General features: G+C 38.1%; 12 protein-coding genes and 1 other annotated feature. Of the genes, 1 reads left to right on the forward strand and 11 read right to left on the reverse strand.

Translation table 11 applies throughout. The features are described 5' to 3' along the window. Positions 1-219: 219 nt before the first annotated feature. A complete protein-coding gene (spx, locus tag EDD61_RS01610) occupies positions 220-654 on the reverse strand; it encodes a transcriptional regulator Spx (protein WP_008687546.1) in 435 nt (144 codons plus the stop codon). Between the two features lie 459 nt (positions 655-1,113). Further along, positions 1,114-1,321 (forward strand) — a binding site (T-box leader). 35 nt (positions 1,322-1,356) lie between these two features. Here spx and trpS point away from each other — a divergent pair. Beyond that, a complete protein-coding gene (gene trpS / locus EDD61_RS01615; protein ID WP_008687545.1) occupies positions 1,357-2,343 on the forward strand; it encodes a tryptophan--tRNA ligase in 987 nt (328 codons plus the stop codon). A gap of 282 nt (positions 2,344-2,625) precedes the next feature. Here trpS and EDD61_RS01620 read toward each other — a convergent pair whose 3' ends face one another. The 10 genes from EDD61_RS01620 to EDD61_RS01665 form a co-directional block, all read right to left on the reverse strand. Continuing rightward, positions 2,626-3,465 carry an undecaprenyl-diphosphate phosphatase gene (locus EDD61_RS01620; protein ID WP_117548505.1) on the reverse strand — a complete coding sequence of 280 codons (840 nt, stop codon included), beginning with the start codon at positions 3,463-3,465 and terminating at the stop codon, positions 2,626-2,628. Between the two features lie 94 nt (positions 3,466-3,559). Then, positions 3,560-4,876: a UDP-N-acetylmuramoyl-L-alanine--D-glutamate ligase gene (gene murD / locus EDD61_RS01625; RefSeq protein WP_132223491.1), complete on the reverse strand. Its 1,317-nt coding sequence runs from the start codon at positions 4,874-4,876 to the stop codon at positions 3,560-3,562. Between the two features lies 1 nt (position 4,877). Then, entirely contained in the window at positions 4,878-5,840 is a 963-nt protein-coding gene (gene mraY, locus EDD61_RS01630; protein WP_008687540.1) for a phospho-N-acetylmuramoyl-pentapeptide-transferase, read from the reverse strand. Next, a complete protein-coding gene (locus tag EDD61_RS01635) occupies positions 5,831-7,300 on the reverse strand; it encodes a UDP-N-acetylmuramoyl-L-alanyl-D-glutamate--2,6-diaminopimelate ligase (protein WP_132223728.1) in 1,470 nt (489 codons plus the stop codon). Before EDD61_RS01635 ends, mraY begins: the two co-directional genes overlap by 10 nt. Next, positions 7,284-9,203: a penicillin-binding transpeptidase domain-containing protein gene (locus tag EDD61_RS01640; protein WP_008979410.1), complete on the reverse strand. Its 1,920-nt coding sequence runs from the start codon at positions 9,201-9,203 to the stop codon at positions 7,284-7,286. Before EDD61_RS01640 ends, EDD61_RS01635 begins: the two co-directional genes overlap by 17 nt. A gap of 307 nt (positions 9,204-9,510) precedes the next feature. Continuing rightward, on the reverse strand, positions 9,511-11,700 hold the full coding sequence (locus tag EDD61_RS01645; RefSeq protein WP_132223494.1) for a penicillin-binding protein: 2,190 nt from the start codon (positions 11,698-11,700) through the stop codon (positions 9,511-9,513). A gap of 12 nt (positions 11,701-11,712) precedes the next feature. Next, positions 11,713-12,033, reverse strand: coding sequence for a hypothetical protein (locus EDD61_RS01650; RefSeq protein WP_008687532.1), 321 nt, complete (start codon positions 12,031-12,033; stop codon positions 11,713-11,715). A 6-nt stretch (positions 12,034-12,039) separates the two neighbouring features. Continuing rightward, the gene (rsmH, locus tag EDD61_RS01655; RefSeq protein ID WP_132223498.1) at positions 12,040-12,975 is read right to left on the reverse strand and encodes a 16S rRNA (cytosine(1402)-N(4))-methyltransferase RsmH; all 936 of its coding nucleotides are present in this window, start codon (positions 12,973-12,975) and stop codon (positions 12,040-12,042) included. Then, positions 12,972-13,403, reverse strand: a complete 432-nt coding sequence (gene mraZ / locus EDD61_RS01660) for a division/cell wall cluster transcriptional repressor MraZ (RefSeq protein ID WP_008687528.1) — start codon at positions 13,401-13,403, stop codon at positions 12,972-12,974. The genes rsmH and mraZ overlap by 4 nt, the downstream gene beginning before the upstream one ends. Positions 13,404-13,966: 563 nt before the next feature. Then, complete coding sequence (locus tag EDD61_RS01665) at positions 13,967-15,544, reverse strand: ClC family H(+)/Cl(-) exchange transporter (RefSeq protein WP_008687527.1); 1,578 nt, start codon at positions 15,542-15,544, stop codon at positions 13,967-13,969. Positions 15,545-15,629: the final 85 nt, after the last annotated feature.

Consider the following 15,629-nt stretch of genomic DNA (forward strand, 5'->3'; position numbering starts at 1 on the left):
CTCACGATATGAAACTTGCAAGTCGCTCTTGGGTTCGTCGATAACTACGCCCCGAGGGATTTTCACCCTAGATATGTGGCATGCCCGCCACACATAAAAAATGCCATGCATTCACATGACATTTCTATAATATATGAGTATATAATTTTAAAACTATCAACTATGACAATTATGAATGGTCATAACGGCTCATATACAAAATCTAACATGGCGATATGATTATACTGCTTCTTCCCGCACCTTACCACAGATTGGATAATTCGCACAGCTTGGATTACAAGCCTTCTCAGCAGTCAAGCGTAGTTTAGCAGGTACCAAAGCAGTAATTTCATCATCATCATAACCAACCACAAAACTATTTTCATTAATCATAATCGGACGTTTTAATATAGATGGATTTTTCTGAATGATGCTGACAAGTTCCTTCACGGATAAATCATCTACATCCCGATGCAGTTCCTGAAACGCTTTACTACGCGTTGAGATAATATCTTCCGTTCCATTCTCTGTACGCTGTAATAAATATTTGATTTCATCTTCTTTTAACAACGTCGTGAAAATGTTTTTTTCTATGAATTTCATATCATTATCTTTCAGCCATTGTTTCGCCTTACGGCAGCTGGCACATCCAGGTGAGGTATACAAGATAATCATAAACAACGACCTCCTTTTTCTTTACTCTATCATTATAACGAATTGTTTATTAATAGAAAAGTTATTTTTGGATAATTTTTATTTTTCCCATTCCTTATACTTACCAGCTATCAATACGCTCCATCAATATTTGAAATACCCTAATTCTGAATTTTTTCCCTCTTCCTTCACCATATGAACAGCGCTATATCTCTTCTTTTTTTATATTTTCGCACATTACAACAAAGTTATTAGGCATAGCAAGTAGAATACCTCATGTTTGTGACTATACATGTTCAGAAAAAAATCACGAATCCTAAAGGATGAGAGTTATCTTTATGCTGACTGCTGTAGGCAAAGTATCTGAATTTAATGGTGCAACTAAAAAAGGTAGGCATATAAAACACTTCTTGCATCTGTACTATTTTTTATTTAACCTCTTGTCAAGTTTTCTCAATGATAGTATGATATACAGGAAAAGTACATGCGATGAAGAAGGTATAGTAAAATACAGAAACTGTTTATAGAGAACTGATGGTTGGTGTAAATCAGTACAGCCTGCTATTTGAAATGGAACTTTGGAGCATATTCCTTTAAGGAATCGGTGTCACCGTTATCGACAGAGTGATTCATCATAAAGAAGATGAATAAGAAGGCTGGTACCACGCATGCATCATGCGTCCTTATTGGGTACCTTTTTTATTTTAGGAGAGGATATATATTATGAAAAGAATGTTAAGTGGCATTAAACCAACCGGGCGATTAACACTTGGAAATTATATCGGAGCCATCCGTAACTTTGTCGCCTACCAGGATGATTATGAAATGTTTGTTTTCATCGCTAATATGCACGCCATTACAGTTGCCCAAGATAAAGCGGAATTAAAGAAAAATACCAGAGATGTCATTGCCCTGTATCTAGCATGTGGCCTGGATCCTGAAAAAACCACCATTTTCCTGCAGAGTGATGTACATGAACATGCCGAATTGGGTTGGATCATGACTTGTAATTCCTATATGGGAGAATTACAACGCATGACACAATATAAAGATAAGACTGCCAAGGGCGAGACCGGAATAACAGCAGGACTGTTCACATATCCTTCCCTTATGGCTGCGGATATCTTATTATATGATGCTGATTATGTTCCTGTAGGAGTTGACCAAAAACAACATGTCGAGTTAACCAGAAATCTAGCTGAACGCTTCAACAATCGTTATGGAGATACCTTTACCATTCCAGAACCTTTAGTCGCAAAGGTTGGTGCCAAAATTTATTCCTTACAAGATCCAACAAAAAAGATGTCTAAATCTGAAGATAATCCAAAAGGTACGATTGATTTGCTAGATGAGCCTGCAGTTGCACGTAAAAAGATTATGTCAGCTGTTACAGACTCTCTTGGCATCATTCAATATGAACCAGAAAAGCAGCCAGGCATTGCCAATTTACTGACGATTTTATCTTCTTTAAATGGCGAAGAAATTGATCATATCGTAGCTCGTTATGAAGGCAAAGGATATGGAGAATTGAAAAAGGAAGTTGGACAGGCTGTATTTGACTTTTTAACGGAATTGCAAATAAAGTACCATGAAATCATAAAAAGTGGTGCTGCTGAAAAAGTTATTAAAGAAGGTAATGAGAAAGCCAGCTATTTTGCGCATAAAAAATTAATGAAAGTAAAAAAGAAAATCGGTTTCCAGATCTTCTAAATAACCATTTTCCTGCTGTCGTACATGTAAACACCCTAATGTATCATGAAAAGGGGCACATGAGCGACAGCTTTTTTACTGGCATAAAAACAAAAAATATGTATAGAAACAAACCGTGTATCAAACAAATAGTGAACCAAAAGAAACCCTCTTGTATTTACACAATTTGCAAAAGATGCTAAACACGATGCATTCACCTGTAATAGGTAAATAATAAAGTACACAGCTAGCTGCAACATAAAAAAAGCTGATATTCATATAGGAATATCAGCATGGCTCTATTTACATTTTAATGATTCCCATAAAGAAACAGGCTAAGACAACAACGCCTAGAACAATACGATAATAGCCAAAGATCTTAAAGTCATGTTTCTTAATATAGCTCATCAAGAAGCGAATAACGATGACAGAAACGAGAAAGGCTACGATCATGCCCGTGCATAAGATTGCTAATTCAGCACCAGTAAAGGATAAACCAAATTTCAGCAATTTTAATAAGCTTGCGCCAAACATGACCGGAATTGCTAAAAAGAAGGTAAATTCTGCCGCAATTGTTCGACTGACCCCAATCATCAAGCCGCCTAAAATAGTTGCCCCGCTGCGTGAAGTTCCCGGAAAGATAGCTGCAATTAACTGGAACACGCCAATCTTAAGTGCGTCTACATAACTTAGTTCCTGCAAACTAGTCACTCTTGCCCGTTTATGACGGTTACGATTTTCAATAATAAGAAAGGCAATACCCACCAACACCAGCATTGTCGCTACGACCACTGATGTATACAGATATTTCTCCAAGATGTCATCAAATGCGATACCAACGATGGCAGCCGGGATACAAGCAACCAAAATTTTGCCCCATAAGTTCATGATATCATAGCGGATAAAAGGACGATTCTTATTTTTAAAGTTAAAAGGAAATATTTTATTCCAATACAGTAAAACGACCGCCAAAATCGCCCCCAGTTGAATGACTACCAAAAAAACATTCCAGAAGTTTTCTGATACTTTCATGGGAAGAATTTCTTCAAACAGGATCATATGGCCGGTAGAGCTGACGGGCAACCATTCTGTAATGCCCTCAAGGATTCCATATAGCGCAGCTTTTAAGATTTCTATAAACATGTTTTTCTCCTTTTAGATTTTTTTCATACTACCGCAAATTGCCATAAAACGCAAGTCGATAGTATCGTTTTTTTATAACGATTTTGTAAGGTTTTTAGGCCTTTTCCAAATATGCCCGCACCATTTCTTTAAACAATGTACCTCTGACCTCATAGTTAGGAAATTGATCATAGCTGGAACATGCCGGCGATAATAAAATGATATCTCCACTTTGGGCCTTGGCGATTGCGGTATGCAATGCCTCTTGCATTGTTTCAACAGTTTCCACATGCGTGAAAATTGGTTTAAATTGCTCTCTAGTTTCACCAAATGCGATACAGCATTTTACCCGATCATCATATTGTTTTAAATCTAGAAAGCTGATGCCTTTATCATGTCCTCCCGCTAACAGTAGGATATTTTTATCAAAGCTGCTTAAAGCTGCGGTAACTGCATGTGTATTTGTTGCTTTACTATCATTATAAAATTTAACCCCATCTTTTTCCCCAATATATTCTAAACGATGTTCGACTGGTTGAAAACTAGCAATCGTCGCTTGAATATCCGCTAAAGACACACCAAGCTTATAGGCCATACAGGCAGCGACCATCGCATTCGATAAATTATAATCACCGACAATAGGAAAACGGCTTTCTTCAAACAGCATGAGATCATGTAGCCATACCTTGCCATCTTTGCGATACAGATCCACATCTTGACGCGTTAATGAAAAATCAATAGTGGTACAAGGAATATTTTTCGCATAGGCAACTACTGTAGGATCGTCGACATTTCTTAAAAACCAGTCCTCTTTTTGACAATTTTCATATATCCGCATCTTGCTTTCATAATATGCTTCAACTGATGGCATATAATCCAAATGATCTGGTGCTAAATTACAGACAACGCTGACCTCTGGTGCAAAAGTTTCAATACCTAACAACTGAAAGTTGCTAAGTTCTAATGCCACATATTTTTCTTCCTCTTCAAAATCATAGGCCAAAGCGGATAATGGAAAGCCAATATTGCCTGCGACAATCGCATTCCCTTTTCTCTGCAGCATTTCATAGAGCATAGTCGTAATCGTGGTTTTGCCATTTGTGCCAGTAATCGCTCCATAATGAAAATGCGATGCATAACGATATCCGATTTCTACTTCGGTTACTATTTTAACTTGATGTTGAACAAAGTAGTTTACAAATGGCACTGTATATTTGATACCGGGATTTTTTACAATAAACGCGTAATCCTCGCGTTTTAATATATCCGGATGACCTTTTTCATAAACTTGGATACCACGTTCTTGCAATTCAGCTTTTTCTTTAATTTCCTGCATATCCGTGATGATGACAGCATAACCATGACGATTTAACAGTTTGGCTACGGCAACACCACTTTTGGCAGCACCGATAACTAATACACTTGGTTTCATATTACAGCACCCCCAGCCATAATCCAACAACCGCAAAGATTAAGCCGATACACCAAAACATCAATACGACATTGGTTTCCTTCATACCACCTAGTTCAAAATGGTGATGCAAGGGAGACATCCGAAATACACGTTTTCCGGTCGCTTTAAAGCTGGTTACCTGAATAACCACACTTAATAATTCCATCACAAAGACTCCGCCAATCAGCACTAACAAAATTTCCTGTTTCAGAATCATCGCACTAGCTGCCAACAAACCGCCAATGGCCAAAGAACCCGTATCACCCATAAAAATTTTGGCAGGATGAATATTAAAGCGTAAATAACCAAGCAAGGCACCACTTACCGCTAATAGAAACATCGCCAGATCATTGTTTTTTTGTAATAAAGCAAAGATGACAAATGGTGCAATGGCAATTAAGGAAGTTCCTGCACATAAGCCATCCAGACCATCTGTTAAATTCACCGCATTACTTTCACATGTAAACATAAAGAAAATCAAGATGAAATATAAGAACCCCAATTCCAGTGTCATATGGAGTACAGGAATCTGAATCGTAGTTTTTGCTATCTGGGTATAAGCAAAATAAAAGATTACTGCTAACACACTTTGCATCAAAAACTTCATGGATGGTTTTAAGCCATCGTTATTCTTCTTTACGACAATTAAGAAATCATCGATAAAGCCAATCAAAGCATATCCTAAATAGGCGAAGACGACAATGAGCATTTCTGGTGTTAGAAAAGCCTTATAGTTTAAGATGGCCATGACCAATATAGGCACTAGGACAAACACGATGCCGCCCATGGTTGGTGTCCCGGTTTTTGCCATATGGCTTTTTGGACCTTCCTTACGCACACTTTGTCCAAATTTAATTTTATGTAGAAACGGAATGAGCTTGGGCATTACCAACAGTGTCAATACCAAGCTACATCCGAATGCAAGTAAATATTTTATTTCCAAAATAGTTCCTCCTTCGCAAAACGTTTTCTTACACAGTCCGCATCATCGAAGGGGTACATCCTGCCTTCCACATCCTGTGTCTTTTCATTCCCTTTTCCAGCGATTACTATTATATCACTTTCTTTTGCTATTTTAATAGTGTATTTTATCGCAAAATAGCGATTTTCTACTACCTCATAATTTTGATAAGTGGTCTTACACATATCCAAAAGGATGGTAGATAGTGATTCATGACGTGGATTATCACTTGTAAAAATCGCCATATCACTATATTTACAAGCTGCATCTGCCATTAGTTTACGTTTGCTGCGATCACGCTCACCACCACATCCGACGATAATATAGAGCTTTCCTTGACAAATAGACCGTGCGAATTCCATTAATTTTTCCACAGCATCCGGTGTATGTGCATAATCTAATAAGACCGTATGTTTTTTTCCTTTCATCAATTCCATACGCCCACTTACATATGGAAGATCTTGACAGCTGGCAATCAGTTGTTCATAGGTGATATTAAGCATATGGCACAGGGCAATAGCTTCGGTTGTATTATAAACATTCATCTTGCCCAACAAAGGAATAACAAAAGAATATCCATTGATTGTAAAGATGGCGCCTTGTTCACTAAGATGCATATCCTCAATGGTGAAATGGGCAGCATCAAAGCCGATAGTTATGAGTTTAGCATCACTTAAGTGCTGTAATTTCATTAAATAAGGAAAATCCTTGTTTATGATAATAAAGCCATCTTTTTTCAAATAACGGCGTAACTTAAATTTTGTATACATATAATGTGTACGCGTGAAATGATAATCCAAATGATCTTGTGTAATGTTTGTATAAACAATAGCATCATAACTCATAAAACAAATACGATTCTGATCAATTGCATGCGAACTCACTTCCATAACAATATGCGTAAAGCCTTGTTGAATTGCTTCTTTTAGTAGATTAGCTAAAGTGAAAGAGTCCGGTGTAGTGTTTGGAATCGCTTGTATATGTTGATTATCATCTATCTCATGGGTGCCAATGCGAAAGGTTTTTTTCTGTTGTTTCCGTAAGATATGTGTGATGATACAGGCAACACTGGTTTTCCCACTCGTTCCACTGACACCAATCACACACAAGTGTTTACACAAATCACCAAAGTATAATTCAATCAGTGCTTGTGCAATCGCTTCTACATCTTCACACGCATAGACTTGTTCTTTTTCCTGATGAGATGTTGCTTCTACTTTTTGTCCATTTTTTCGCCATTTCCTTTTTTTATCACATAATACAACTGCGCCTTTTCGTAAAGCATCATCTATATAAGCAGCGCCATCATGGGTAATCCCTTTTCGACAGACAAACAGCCAATCTTTTTTAACTTTGCGACTATCATCACTGACACCTTGCAAGATGCGTGTGTCATCACATGCGATATGAAGCATGCCTAATAGTTCATTTAACCTTGTCATCGCCAAGATAGATCCAAACCTCCCCACCTTCTGCCGGAAGGGTCGTTCCATCTACCGGCATTTGTTCAAGTACGGTATCTCCCTCACCAAGAAAAGTGAAGGTCACACCTTCCTGCTGCACATCTTTTTTCTTTTTCCCAACAAAATTTTTAACTTTGATATTTTCAGTCTCTGGCCAAATTAACTTTTTGGGTATCTGTTTTTCCGCTTTTTCCACTTTTAAATAAGGAAGAATATCTTCATAACAAGATTTCGCAATTGGCGCAATGACCGTACCTCCATATAAAATATCATTTTGTGGACTATCGGCAGCAATATATAACACGATTTGAGGATCATCAATAGGTGCTGCGGATAAAAACGATAGAATATAATTACTTGTGGAATATACTCCATTTTCCGCTATCTGTGCTGTTCCAGTCTTACCACCTATCTTATAGCCTTCCATATAGGCAGGTTTTCCTCCCCCATTTGCCACAACGCTTTCTAATGCATAGCGCATAAGTTTACTTGTTTCTTCACTGATTACCTGACGTTTCTTGGTAGGTTTAAATTCTAGTATCGGATCATGGGTAATGGGATCATTAATGCTTTTGGTAATGTATGGTGTATACAAAGTGCCGCCATTGACAACTGCCGAAAAAGCCGTTACCAATTGAATCGGTGTTACACTCAGTCCCTGGCCAAAAGCAACTGTAGCCTGTTCTAGCTCACCCATCACTTCTTTTTTGAACATAATACCTTTACTTTCCCCCGGCAGATCAATGCCGGTCTTTTGTCCAAAACCAAATTTAGTCACATACTCATATTCCCTATCCAAGCCCATACGTCGTGAAATTTCCACAAAGCCCGGGTTACTTGAGTTTTCTAACACTTGAAGAAAGGTCTGATGCCCATGACCGCCTGCTTTCCAAGATTTAATGCGGGCACCGCCAACCATCTCATACCCCTTATCATCATAAGTGTCTTTAAACATATCATATAATTTCAATTCCAAACCACTTGCGAAAATCACGGATTTGAAAGTAGAACCTGGTTCATAACTTTTCCAAATCGGCAAATTCCGGTTGTAAACATCACTGGAATAATCTTTATAATGATTTGGGTCAAAATCTGGTTTTGATACCATAGCAAGCACTTCTCCTGTTTGCGGATTCATTGCTAATGCCAATGCTGACTTAGGATGATAACGTTTCATCAAATTATTCATTTCTCGTTCCACGATATCCTGAATTTTGGCATCTATTGTCAATTGTACATCCATGCCCCTACCGGGAGCTTCATAAGTTTCCTGATACAGTTCTACTTTATGCCCTTTCGCATCAAAAGGAATATTCAATCCTCCACTTTTGGCTGATAAAATATCATTATATTGTAATTCCAAGCCTGCCAGCCCCTGATTATCAATACCGGTAAACCCCAATACCTGAGCCAAATAGTTATTATTCGGATAGTTACGCAAAGAATCTTGTACCAGATAGACACCTTCCAAATCCATGGCCTCTAACTTGCGTGCTTTCTCATCACTAATCAACCGACCTTCTGGTTGGATTTTCTGTGTTGAGACATGTTTCGTAATTTTTGTTTTTATGGTTTTTTCGTCTGCGTTTAACACTTGTGCTAATTGTTTTGCGGTTTCATCAGGATGCTTAATCTGTGCCGGTACGACCATAACCGATGTCGATGGTATATCATGGGCCAATACCTTCCCTTGTTTGTCTAAGATAGAACCCCGCAAACCGGCAACGGTAAAATCACGTTCCCATAAATCCAATGCCTTCTCCATGATATCCGTATGATGAAAGATCTGTTCATAGCCCAGTTTTCCAAGGATGCAGCCAAAAATTACAACAGCGCATAGAAAGATGATGGAAATCCTTGTTTTGACCTTTCCTCGTATCATACACTCACCTCATTGCAGTGTATGCCTATTTCAGCAAAAACATGTCTTTGTTGTTTTACCTTCTTAACCATATCGCATTTTCATGCACCCTTATGTAACTATGTGCTCTTAGTACCATCTTGCATGATACAGTTTAAAACTTACCAATCCTGCAACAGCATCTATGCTAAACATGATGAAGGTGAAACATAGCCGATAGCCATATTCTTTCTTTATCATTTGTTTCTGTTTCAAACATTAAAAACAGTGATTCCTCTTTTAACGATTTACATAGATAAATCTTTTCCAAAGAGAAATCACTGTTTTTTTATTTCATCTTGACTTTAATAATCGTATCCTTACTAATGGTTTTCCCCGTCTTAACATTCTGAGAACGCACACTGCCGCTTCCTTCCATCTGTACCTCAATATGAGTCAGATTCCAAAAGGCAGTAATATCTTTTTTTGTCCAACCTTTCATATTAGGCATAGCGATTTTCGCCCCATCACTCAGCAAAAACATACGTTGATTGCTCATAATAGCATCTCCAGCTTTCGGAAATTGTGCTACGATACTATTTCCATTGCCAATAACAACGGTATCTATATCCATTTCCTTTAATTTCTGTTTTGCATAACGCAATGTGTGATTCACTAAAGATGGCATTGTATACTCTTTCCATTCCACATGATTTTGTTTTTTTGTTTCCTGATTCTGTCCCTCTTCCCCTGTAATGTTTTCCGCAACTAAAGCAGCCTTCATCACTTCTTTAAAAGGATCACCGGAATAGCTTAAATACTCAGAACTTTCAAACGCATAATAAACCATGACTTTGGGATCATCTGCCGGCGCCGCTGCCATAACAGAGTTCGTATAAATATCACCATACTGCCCGTGTTCATTGGCGATCTGTCCAGTACCGGTCTTTGCGACAATAGAAACATCGTCCATCCTATAACGTATATGACCAGTTCCCATTTTATCGTCAATTACCTGTTTCATAAGTTTCTTTACATAATCTGCACTCTTTTTTGAGATTGGCTGTCCTACTTGCTTTGTGTCATACTGTTGAATCGTTTTGCCACTGCTGGCATCAATAATACGTTCCACCACATATGGCCGCACCATCTTGCCATCATTTAAAATTGCTGTATAAGCCTGTGCCATTTGCAAAGCTGTTACAGAAATACCTTGACCAAAACCAGTATTCAGCTTTTCTGAAGCATAAGTAAAGTTCATATTTCCTTTACTGTTTTCCACAAAAGGAATATCAACTTTTTGATTAAATTTAAATTTATTCAATACATAATCCTGATAGATGCTTGGATCCATATATTTAGTAAGCAATTCACATATAGCGATATTACTGGATACAATAAAACCTTTATCAAATGAAATCGTGCCATAATTCTTGTTTAATGCATCATAAATCGGCTGAATACCGCCTACTTTTGTAGCACTTCGATAAATTTTTCCTTTTTCATCTGTACCAAAATAAAAGACCCCACTATCATATTTTTTATTATATGGATAATTACCGCTATCTAATGCGGCTGCGTAAGTAATGCCTTTCATAACCGAACCTGGTTCATATAAGTATTGACTTGGTACATCCAGATAATCTTTTATATCGCGCTTATTTAAGTCAAAACTCGGTAAACCAGCCCAGCCTAGCACCTTACCTGTTTCCACTTCCATGACCAGTCCCCAACCACGATCGGCTTTAACTTCTTTCATCGTTTTTTTCAGACTGCTTTGTAAAGCAAGTTGTACATTGCGATCTAGGGTAAGATACACATCATTTCCATTCTTCGCATATTTTTTCGTATATTTTGTTCCTGGTAAAATATTGCCATTGGCATCTTTTTGGTAAACCTCTATACCGTCTTCTCCTTGTAAAAAAGTATTCAACGATTTTTCCAATCCCATCTGTCCTTCGATTTGACCGCTTTGTTCATTATATTGTGCATAACCGATTAAATGCGAAGCAAATGTGCCCGTAGGATAACTGCGTTCCACTGACTTGGTAAATGTAATACCAGGTAATTCTAATGCTTCAATGCTCTCTTTTACACTTTTGGAAAGATTTTTTCCTTTTGTTCCTAGTTCAGTCTGATATTGTTTATTATCAATTGCATTTTGTAAGATATCACGTATAGAATCTTCCTTCATATCTAGCTTTGGTGCTAGTAAACGCGCCGTCTTATCCACATTTTTTACATATGCCGGCACATTGCCGATTCCTTTGCGACTTTTATCCAAAATCGCAACAAGCGTATAGGTATCTTCATCCTGTGCGATTACTTCTCCACCGCGATCATAAATCGTCCCCCGGTTTCCTTTTAATACCGTTGTGTTAGAGATATCGGGTTCTTTAAAATCTTTTACATTGACACCACTACGAAAATGCTTCTGCGTCACCATAGTAAAAAGCACATTTGATAAAATGAGTGTTGCTATTACCATCATGATGATTAGCAATCCTGCCAATGTACGATTACTTCTTCTAGGATTCATAGTCATCCACCTTTACTCATTGTTCTTCTTGTCCTCATCCCCCATGACAACGACCTGATCCTGATTCGTTTTAATGCCATCTTTTTCTGCCATGCCTAATACACGTTCACGATTTTCTAATTTATTTACTTCGTTTTCTAGACTACTAACAGTTTCTTTTAAGGTTGTTGCTTTTTCTTCTACCTTACTAGCTTCAATGGAAAGGTTATAGTTATACGATTTCAATCCGATACGCGCACCTAAAAATAACAGCACTGCCAGTGTCAACAGCAGTGTTGCCACACCTTCGATACGGAATCTTCTTTTTCGTTTTACTAATTTCGCCTTTGCCATTGTTACTTACCTTATCCTTTCTATAATTCTTAATTTCGCTGAATGACTGCGGTTGTTTTCCATCAGTTCTTCTTCTTGCGCGGTAATTGGTTTTTTGTTGATGAGTTTATAGGGCGCTTCTTCCATATCACTTGGTAAGATAGGAATGCGCTTGTCATATTGCTTAGGACGACTTGCTGTTTGGAAAGCCTCTTTTACGATACGATCTTCCAACGACTGAAAACTGATCACGCAAATTCGTCCATGAGGATTCAGCATTTGCAAGGCCTCTTGCAACACTTCTTCTAATTCCCGTAATTCATCGTTTACGGCAATCCGTATCGCTTGAAACACCTTTTTCGCAGGATGTCCTTTCTTATTCAGTACCTTTGCCGGAAGTGATGCCTTAATAACATCTACCAATTCAAAGGTTGTACGAATTGGTTTATCTATGCGTTTCTTTTCAATATTGCGCGCAATCTGTTTAGCAAACGTCTCTTCTCCATAGGTATAAAAAATCTTTACTAAATCTTGATAGCTCCAAGTGTTTACGATCTCATAAGCATTTAATGCCTGACTTTGATCCATTCGCATATCCAATGGAGCATCAAAACGATAAGAAAAGCCGCGTTCTGCTTCATCGAATTGGGGAGAACTTACTCCTAAATCCAGTACCAAACCATCAATTCTATTTACACCATAAGCCGAAAGTTCTTCTTTCAGATGAGAGAATGGGCTATGGATGCATGTGAAGTTATCTGCCACCTGCAATAGTCTTGGTGTCGATTCTTCAATCGCACTGGCATCACGGTCAAATGCATATAAGTGACCGTCAGGAATTTGTTTCAAGATCTCACAACTGTGTCCTCCTCGACCCAGCGTTCCATCCACATAAATGCCATTATGTTGTATATGTAGTCCTTCTATGCTTTCCTGCAGCAAGACACTGTAATGTTTGTTCATAATAGAAACTCCGTAAGATTTTCCGCAATCTCTTCAAATGCAGCATCACCATCTTCATCCAGTGGTTCCCAGCGCTCTTTGGACCAGATTTCCACATGGTTAGCAGCACCGATGATACGGCATTCTTTTGTCAGATCCGCAAGTTTGATTAATGAGGATGGGATTAAGATCCTTCCCTGTGCATCAATTTCACATTCTGCCGCTTTGCTTGTCATCATACGTACAAACATGCGGGCATCTTTCTTGGTGGATGGCAATTTCATCAGCTGTTCATAAATGAGCTGCCATTGTTCCTTTGTATAAATACTTAAGCAGCCGTCTAAACCGCGTGTGATGATGAGCGTATCGCCTAGTTCTTCACGGAATTTTGCCGGAATGATGATACGCCCTTTTTTATCAATATTGTGTGCGTATTCACCCATGAACATGACGTTTACCTCCACTTTCCACCACTTTGTGCTACTTTACTCCACCATTATATCGCTTTTTATGCTATTTGTATAGATAATTTCTAACTTTTATTTGTCGCTTTTTTACAAATGCTTACAAAATCTCCTTTCTTTCCAGTTTTTTCTGAGTATCTTATGTGGCATATAAGTTGAAATACGCAAGAAGCAGATGAATTCTCTCTTACATCATTTGTAAAACGAATTGCTTCTCAACAACATTTCTGTTTTTCTTATGCTTAACGCCGCAAAAAAAGCCATGGTGTTCCATGACTTTATCATTTTATTTCATTTCATCTTTTTTACTCCGACAAAACGATTCAGGAAAAAAAGTAACATTATATTTCATCAGCAATGCACAAGCAAATCCACACAACGCCAAATTGACAAGGTATAAGGTATATAGAAAACAGCAAAAGGTAGGATGCAAGCAAGACATCATGTAACGCCTCATAGGTCATAAAATTAATGGTGCTTCCTACAATCCATAACATCGATATATACAGAAAACGACTAAGTTTTATTCGTTTTCTAAGTAACAACCATTACGATAACTTTCTAGTACATAATTTTTCTAAAGCATGTTGCACATAAGGAGCATCCTCATCATTGATCAAAGCCATTAATGTATCTCCGGTAAATAAGACAGTATCTCCCTTAGGAATAATTTCGGCATTTCCTCGATGAATGCTGATAATCAGACATTTGCCCGGCCAGGCAATATCACTGACCTTTTTCTCACATACCTCGCTGCCGATTTCAATTGCGGCTTCAACGATATGTTTCTTTCCTTGAAACGCATCTAAATTCACACCATTCTTCCATAAAAGCTTATGCAATAAACTTTCATAAATGGGATCACAATTCAATATATTGGCCGTTAAGTAAGCACATAAGGAAACTAGCGCTAAAGGTAATAAATGCGTCAAAGTGCCACTCATTTCCGCAATCAAAATAATACCGGTAATCGGTGCTCGTACGATTGCCGCAAAGAAAGCAGCCATGGCCATGATAATAAAGTTTGCCAGATACATCTCAGGAATCTGAAAATACTGTATGGCGATAAGGCCATAAATGGCTCCTACAAAACTGCCGAGCACCAACAATGGGAAAAAGATGCCACCCGGTGCTCCACTGCCAAAGCTAGCTAAAGAAAAGATAAATTTTACTACCAGCAATAAAATCAAGGTTTTTAAGAGCAATGGCTCTTTTCCACTTAACATCTCGATCATCGTATGCCCACTGCCTAACACTTCAGGAAGGATGAGCATAAGCACACCGGCAATCATTAAAGGAATCAAAACACGATAATGGGCTTTTAGTCTTGGCACTTTTTCATACCAATCCTGAAACTTTAACGTCATCTTATTATATAGGACACCACATAAACCACAAATGATGCCTAACAACAGAATGCTTCCATAATAGCCTAATGGTAAAGTTTCTGTGACTACAAAATGAAATGCCGGTTCTAAGCCAAACACATATTGTGATAGAAAATCACCGGTAACACTGGCACACATGACCGAAACTAAAACAGAAACGGAAAAGTTTTTATGTACCTCTTCCAAGGCAAACATGACACCTGCCAAAGGCGCATTAAATGCCGCACTAAGTCCTGCCGCTGCACCACAAGTCAATAATAATTTTTCTTCCATCTTCACGCGATGAAAAATACGTGACATACCCTTGCCACCCATCGCTCCTAATTGAATACTTGGTCCTTCTCGCCCTAACGATAACCCTCCAAAAGCACATAAGGTCCCAGCAACAATTTTATAAGGCAATATTTTATACCATTTTTGATCAAGAAACGAAATGATTTCTCCTTCCACCTGGGGGATACCACTTCCTGAAATCAATGGTTCTTGTTTTAAACACCAGCCAATCAAAACACCAAGCACTAACAAAAAGAGAAACCACCCTATAATATAGAGAAGGTTATCCCAAATCACGGATGCCATAAAGGCAATAAACTGTTCCGCATAGCCTAATAGCAAACGATAGATAATGGCGATCAATCCGGCAAGTAATCCACAAGCCAAGCCTTCCATGATCAACACATATTTAAAATTTCCTTCACTCTCTAAAATATGACGAGTACTGCCCTTCTCCTTTTTCATGTTACTCCCTCTTTCCAATTACATAAAAAGTATAGCATTATCTTTACATAGTGACAAATACAAATCTTTTTCTCCTATGCAATGT

The organism is Longicatena caecimuris (genome assembly GCF_004341945.1).
In the GTDB taxonomy this organism is placed as follows: domain Bacteria; phylum Bacillota_I; class Bacilli_A; order Erysipelotrichales; family Erysipelotrichaceae; genus Longicatena; species Longicatena caecimuris.

What these genes read in the sequence shown, in the direction of transcription:
- murD (WP_132223491.1), bottom strand. Translation starts at nt 4,876, where the DNA reads ATGAAACCAAGTGTATTAGTTATCGGTGCTGCCAAAAGTGGTGTTGCC.
- EDD61_RS01635 (WP_132223728.1), bottom strand. Translation starts at nt 7,300, where the DNA reads ATGACAAGGTTAAATGAACTATTAGGCATGCTTCATATCGCATGTGAT.
- spx (WP_008687546.1), bottom strand. Translation starts at nt 654, where the DNA reads ATGATTATCTTGTATACCTCACCTGGATGTGCCAGCTGCCGTAAGGCG.
- EDD61_RS01665 (WP_008687527.1), bottom strand. Translation starts at nt 15,544, where the DNA reads ATGAAAAAGGAGAAGGGCAGTACTCGTCATATTTTAGAGAGTGAAGGA.
- EDD61_RS01645 (WP_132223494.1), bottom strand. Translation starts at nt 11,700, where the DNA reads ATGAATCCTAGAAGAAGTAATCGTACATTGGCAGGATTGCTAATCATC.
- trpS (WP_008687545.1), top strand. Translation starts at nt 1,357, where the DNA reads ATGAAAAGAATGTTAAGTGGCATTAAACCAACCGGGCGATTAACACTT.
- EDD61_RS01640 (WP_008979410.1), bottom strand. Translation starts at nt 9,203, where the DNA reads ATGATACGAGGAAAGGTCAAAACAAGGATTTCCATCATCTTTCTATGC.
- rsmH (WP_132223498.1), bottom strand. Translation starts at nt 12,975, where the DNA reads ATGAACAAACATTACAGTGTCTTGCTGCAGGAAAGCATAGAAGGACTA.
- mraZ (WP_008687528.1), bottom strand. Translation starts at nt 13,403, where the DNA reads ATGTTCATGGGTGAATACGCACACAATATTGATAAAAAAGGGCGTATC.
- EDD61_RS01620 (WP_117548505.1), bottom strand. Translation starts at nt 3,465, where the DNA reads ATGTTTATAGAAATCTTAAAAGCTGCGCTATATGGAATCCTTGAGGGC.
- EDD61_RS01650 (WP_008687532.1), bottom strand. Translation starts at nt 12,033, where the DNA reads ATGGCAAAGGCGAAATTAGTAAAACGAAAAAGAAGATTCCGTATCGAA.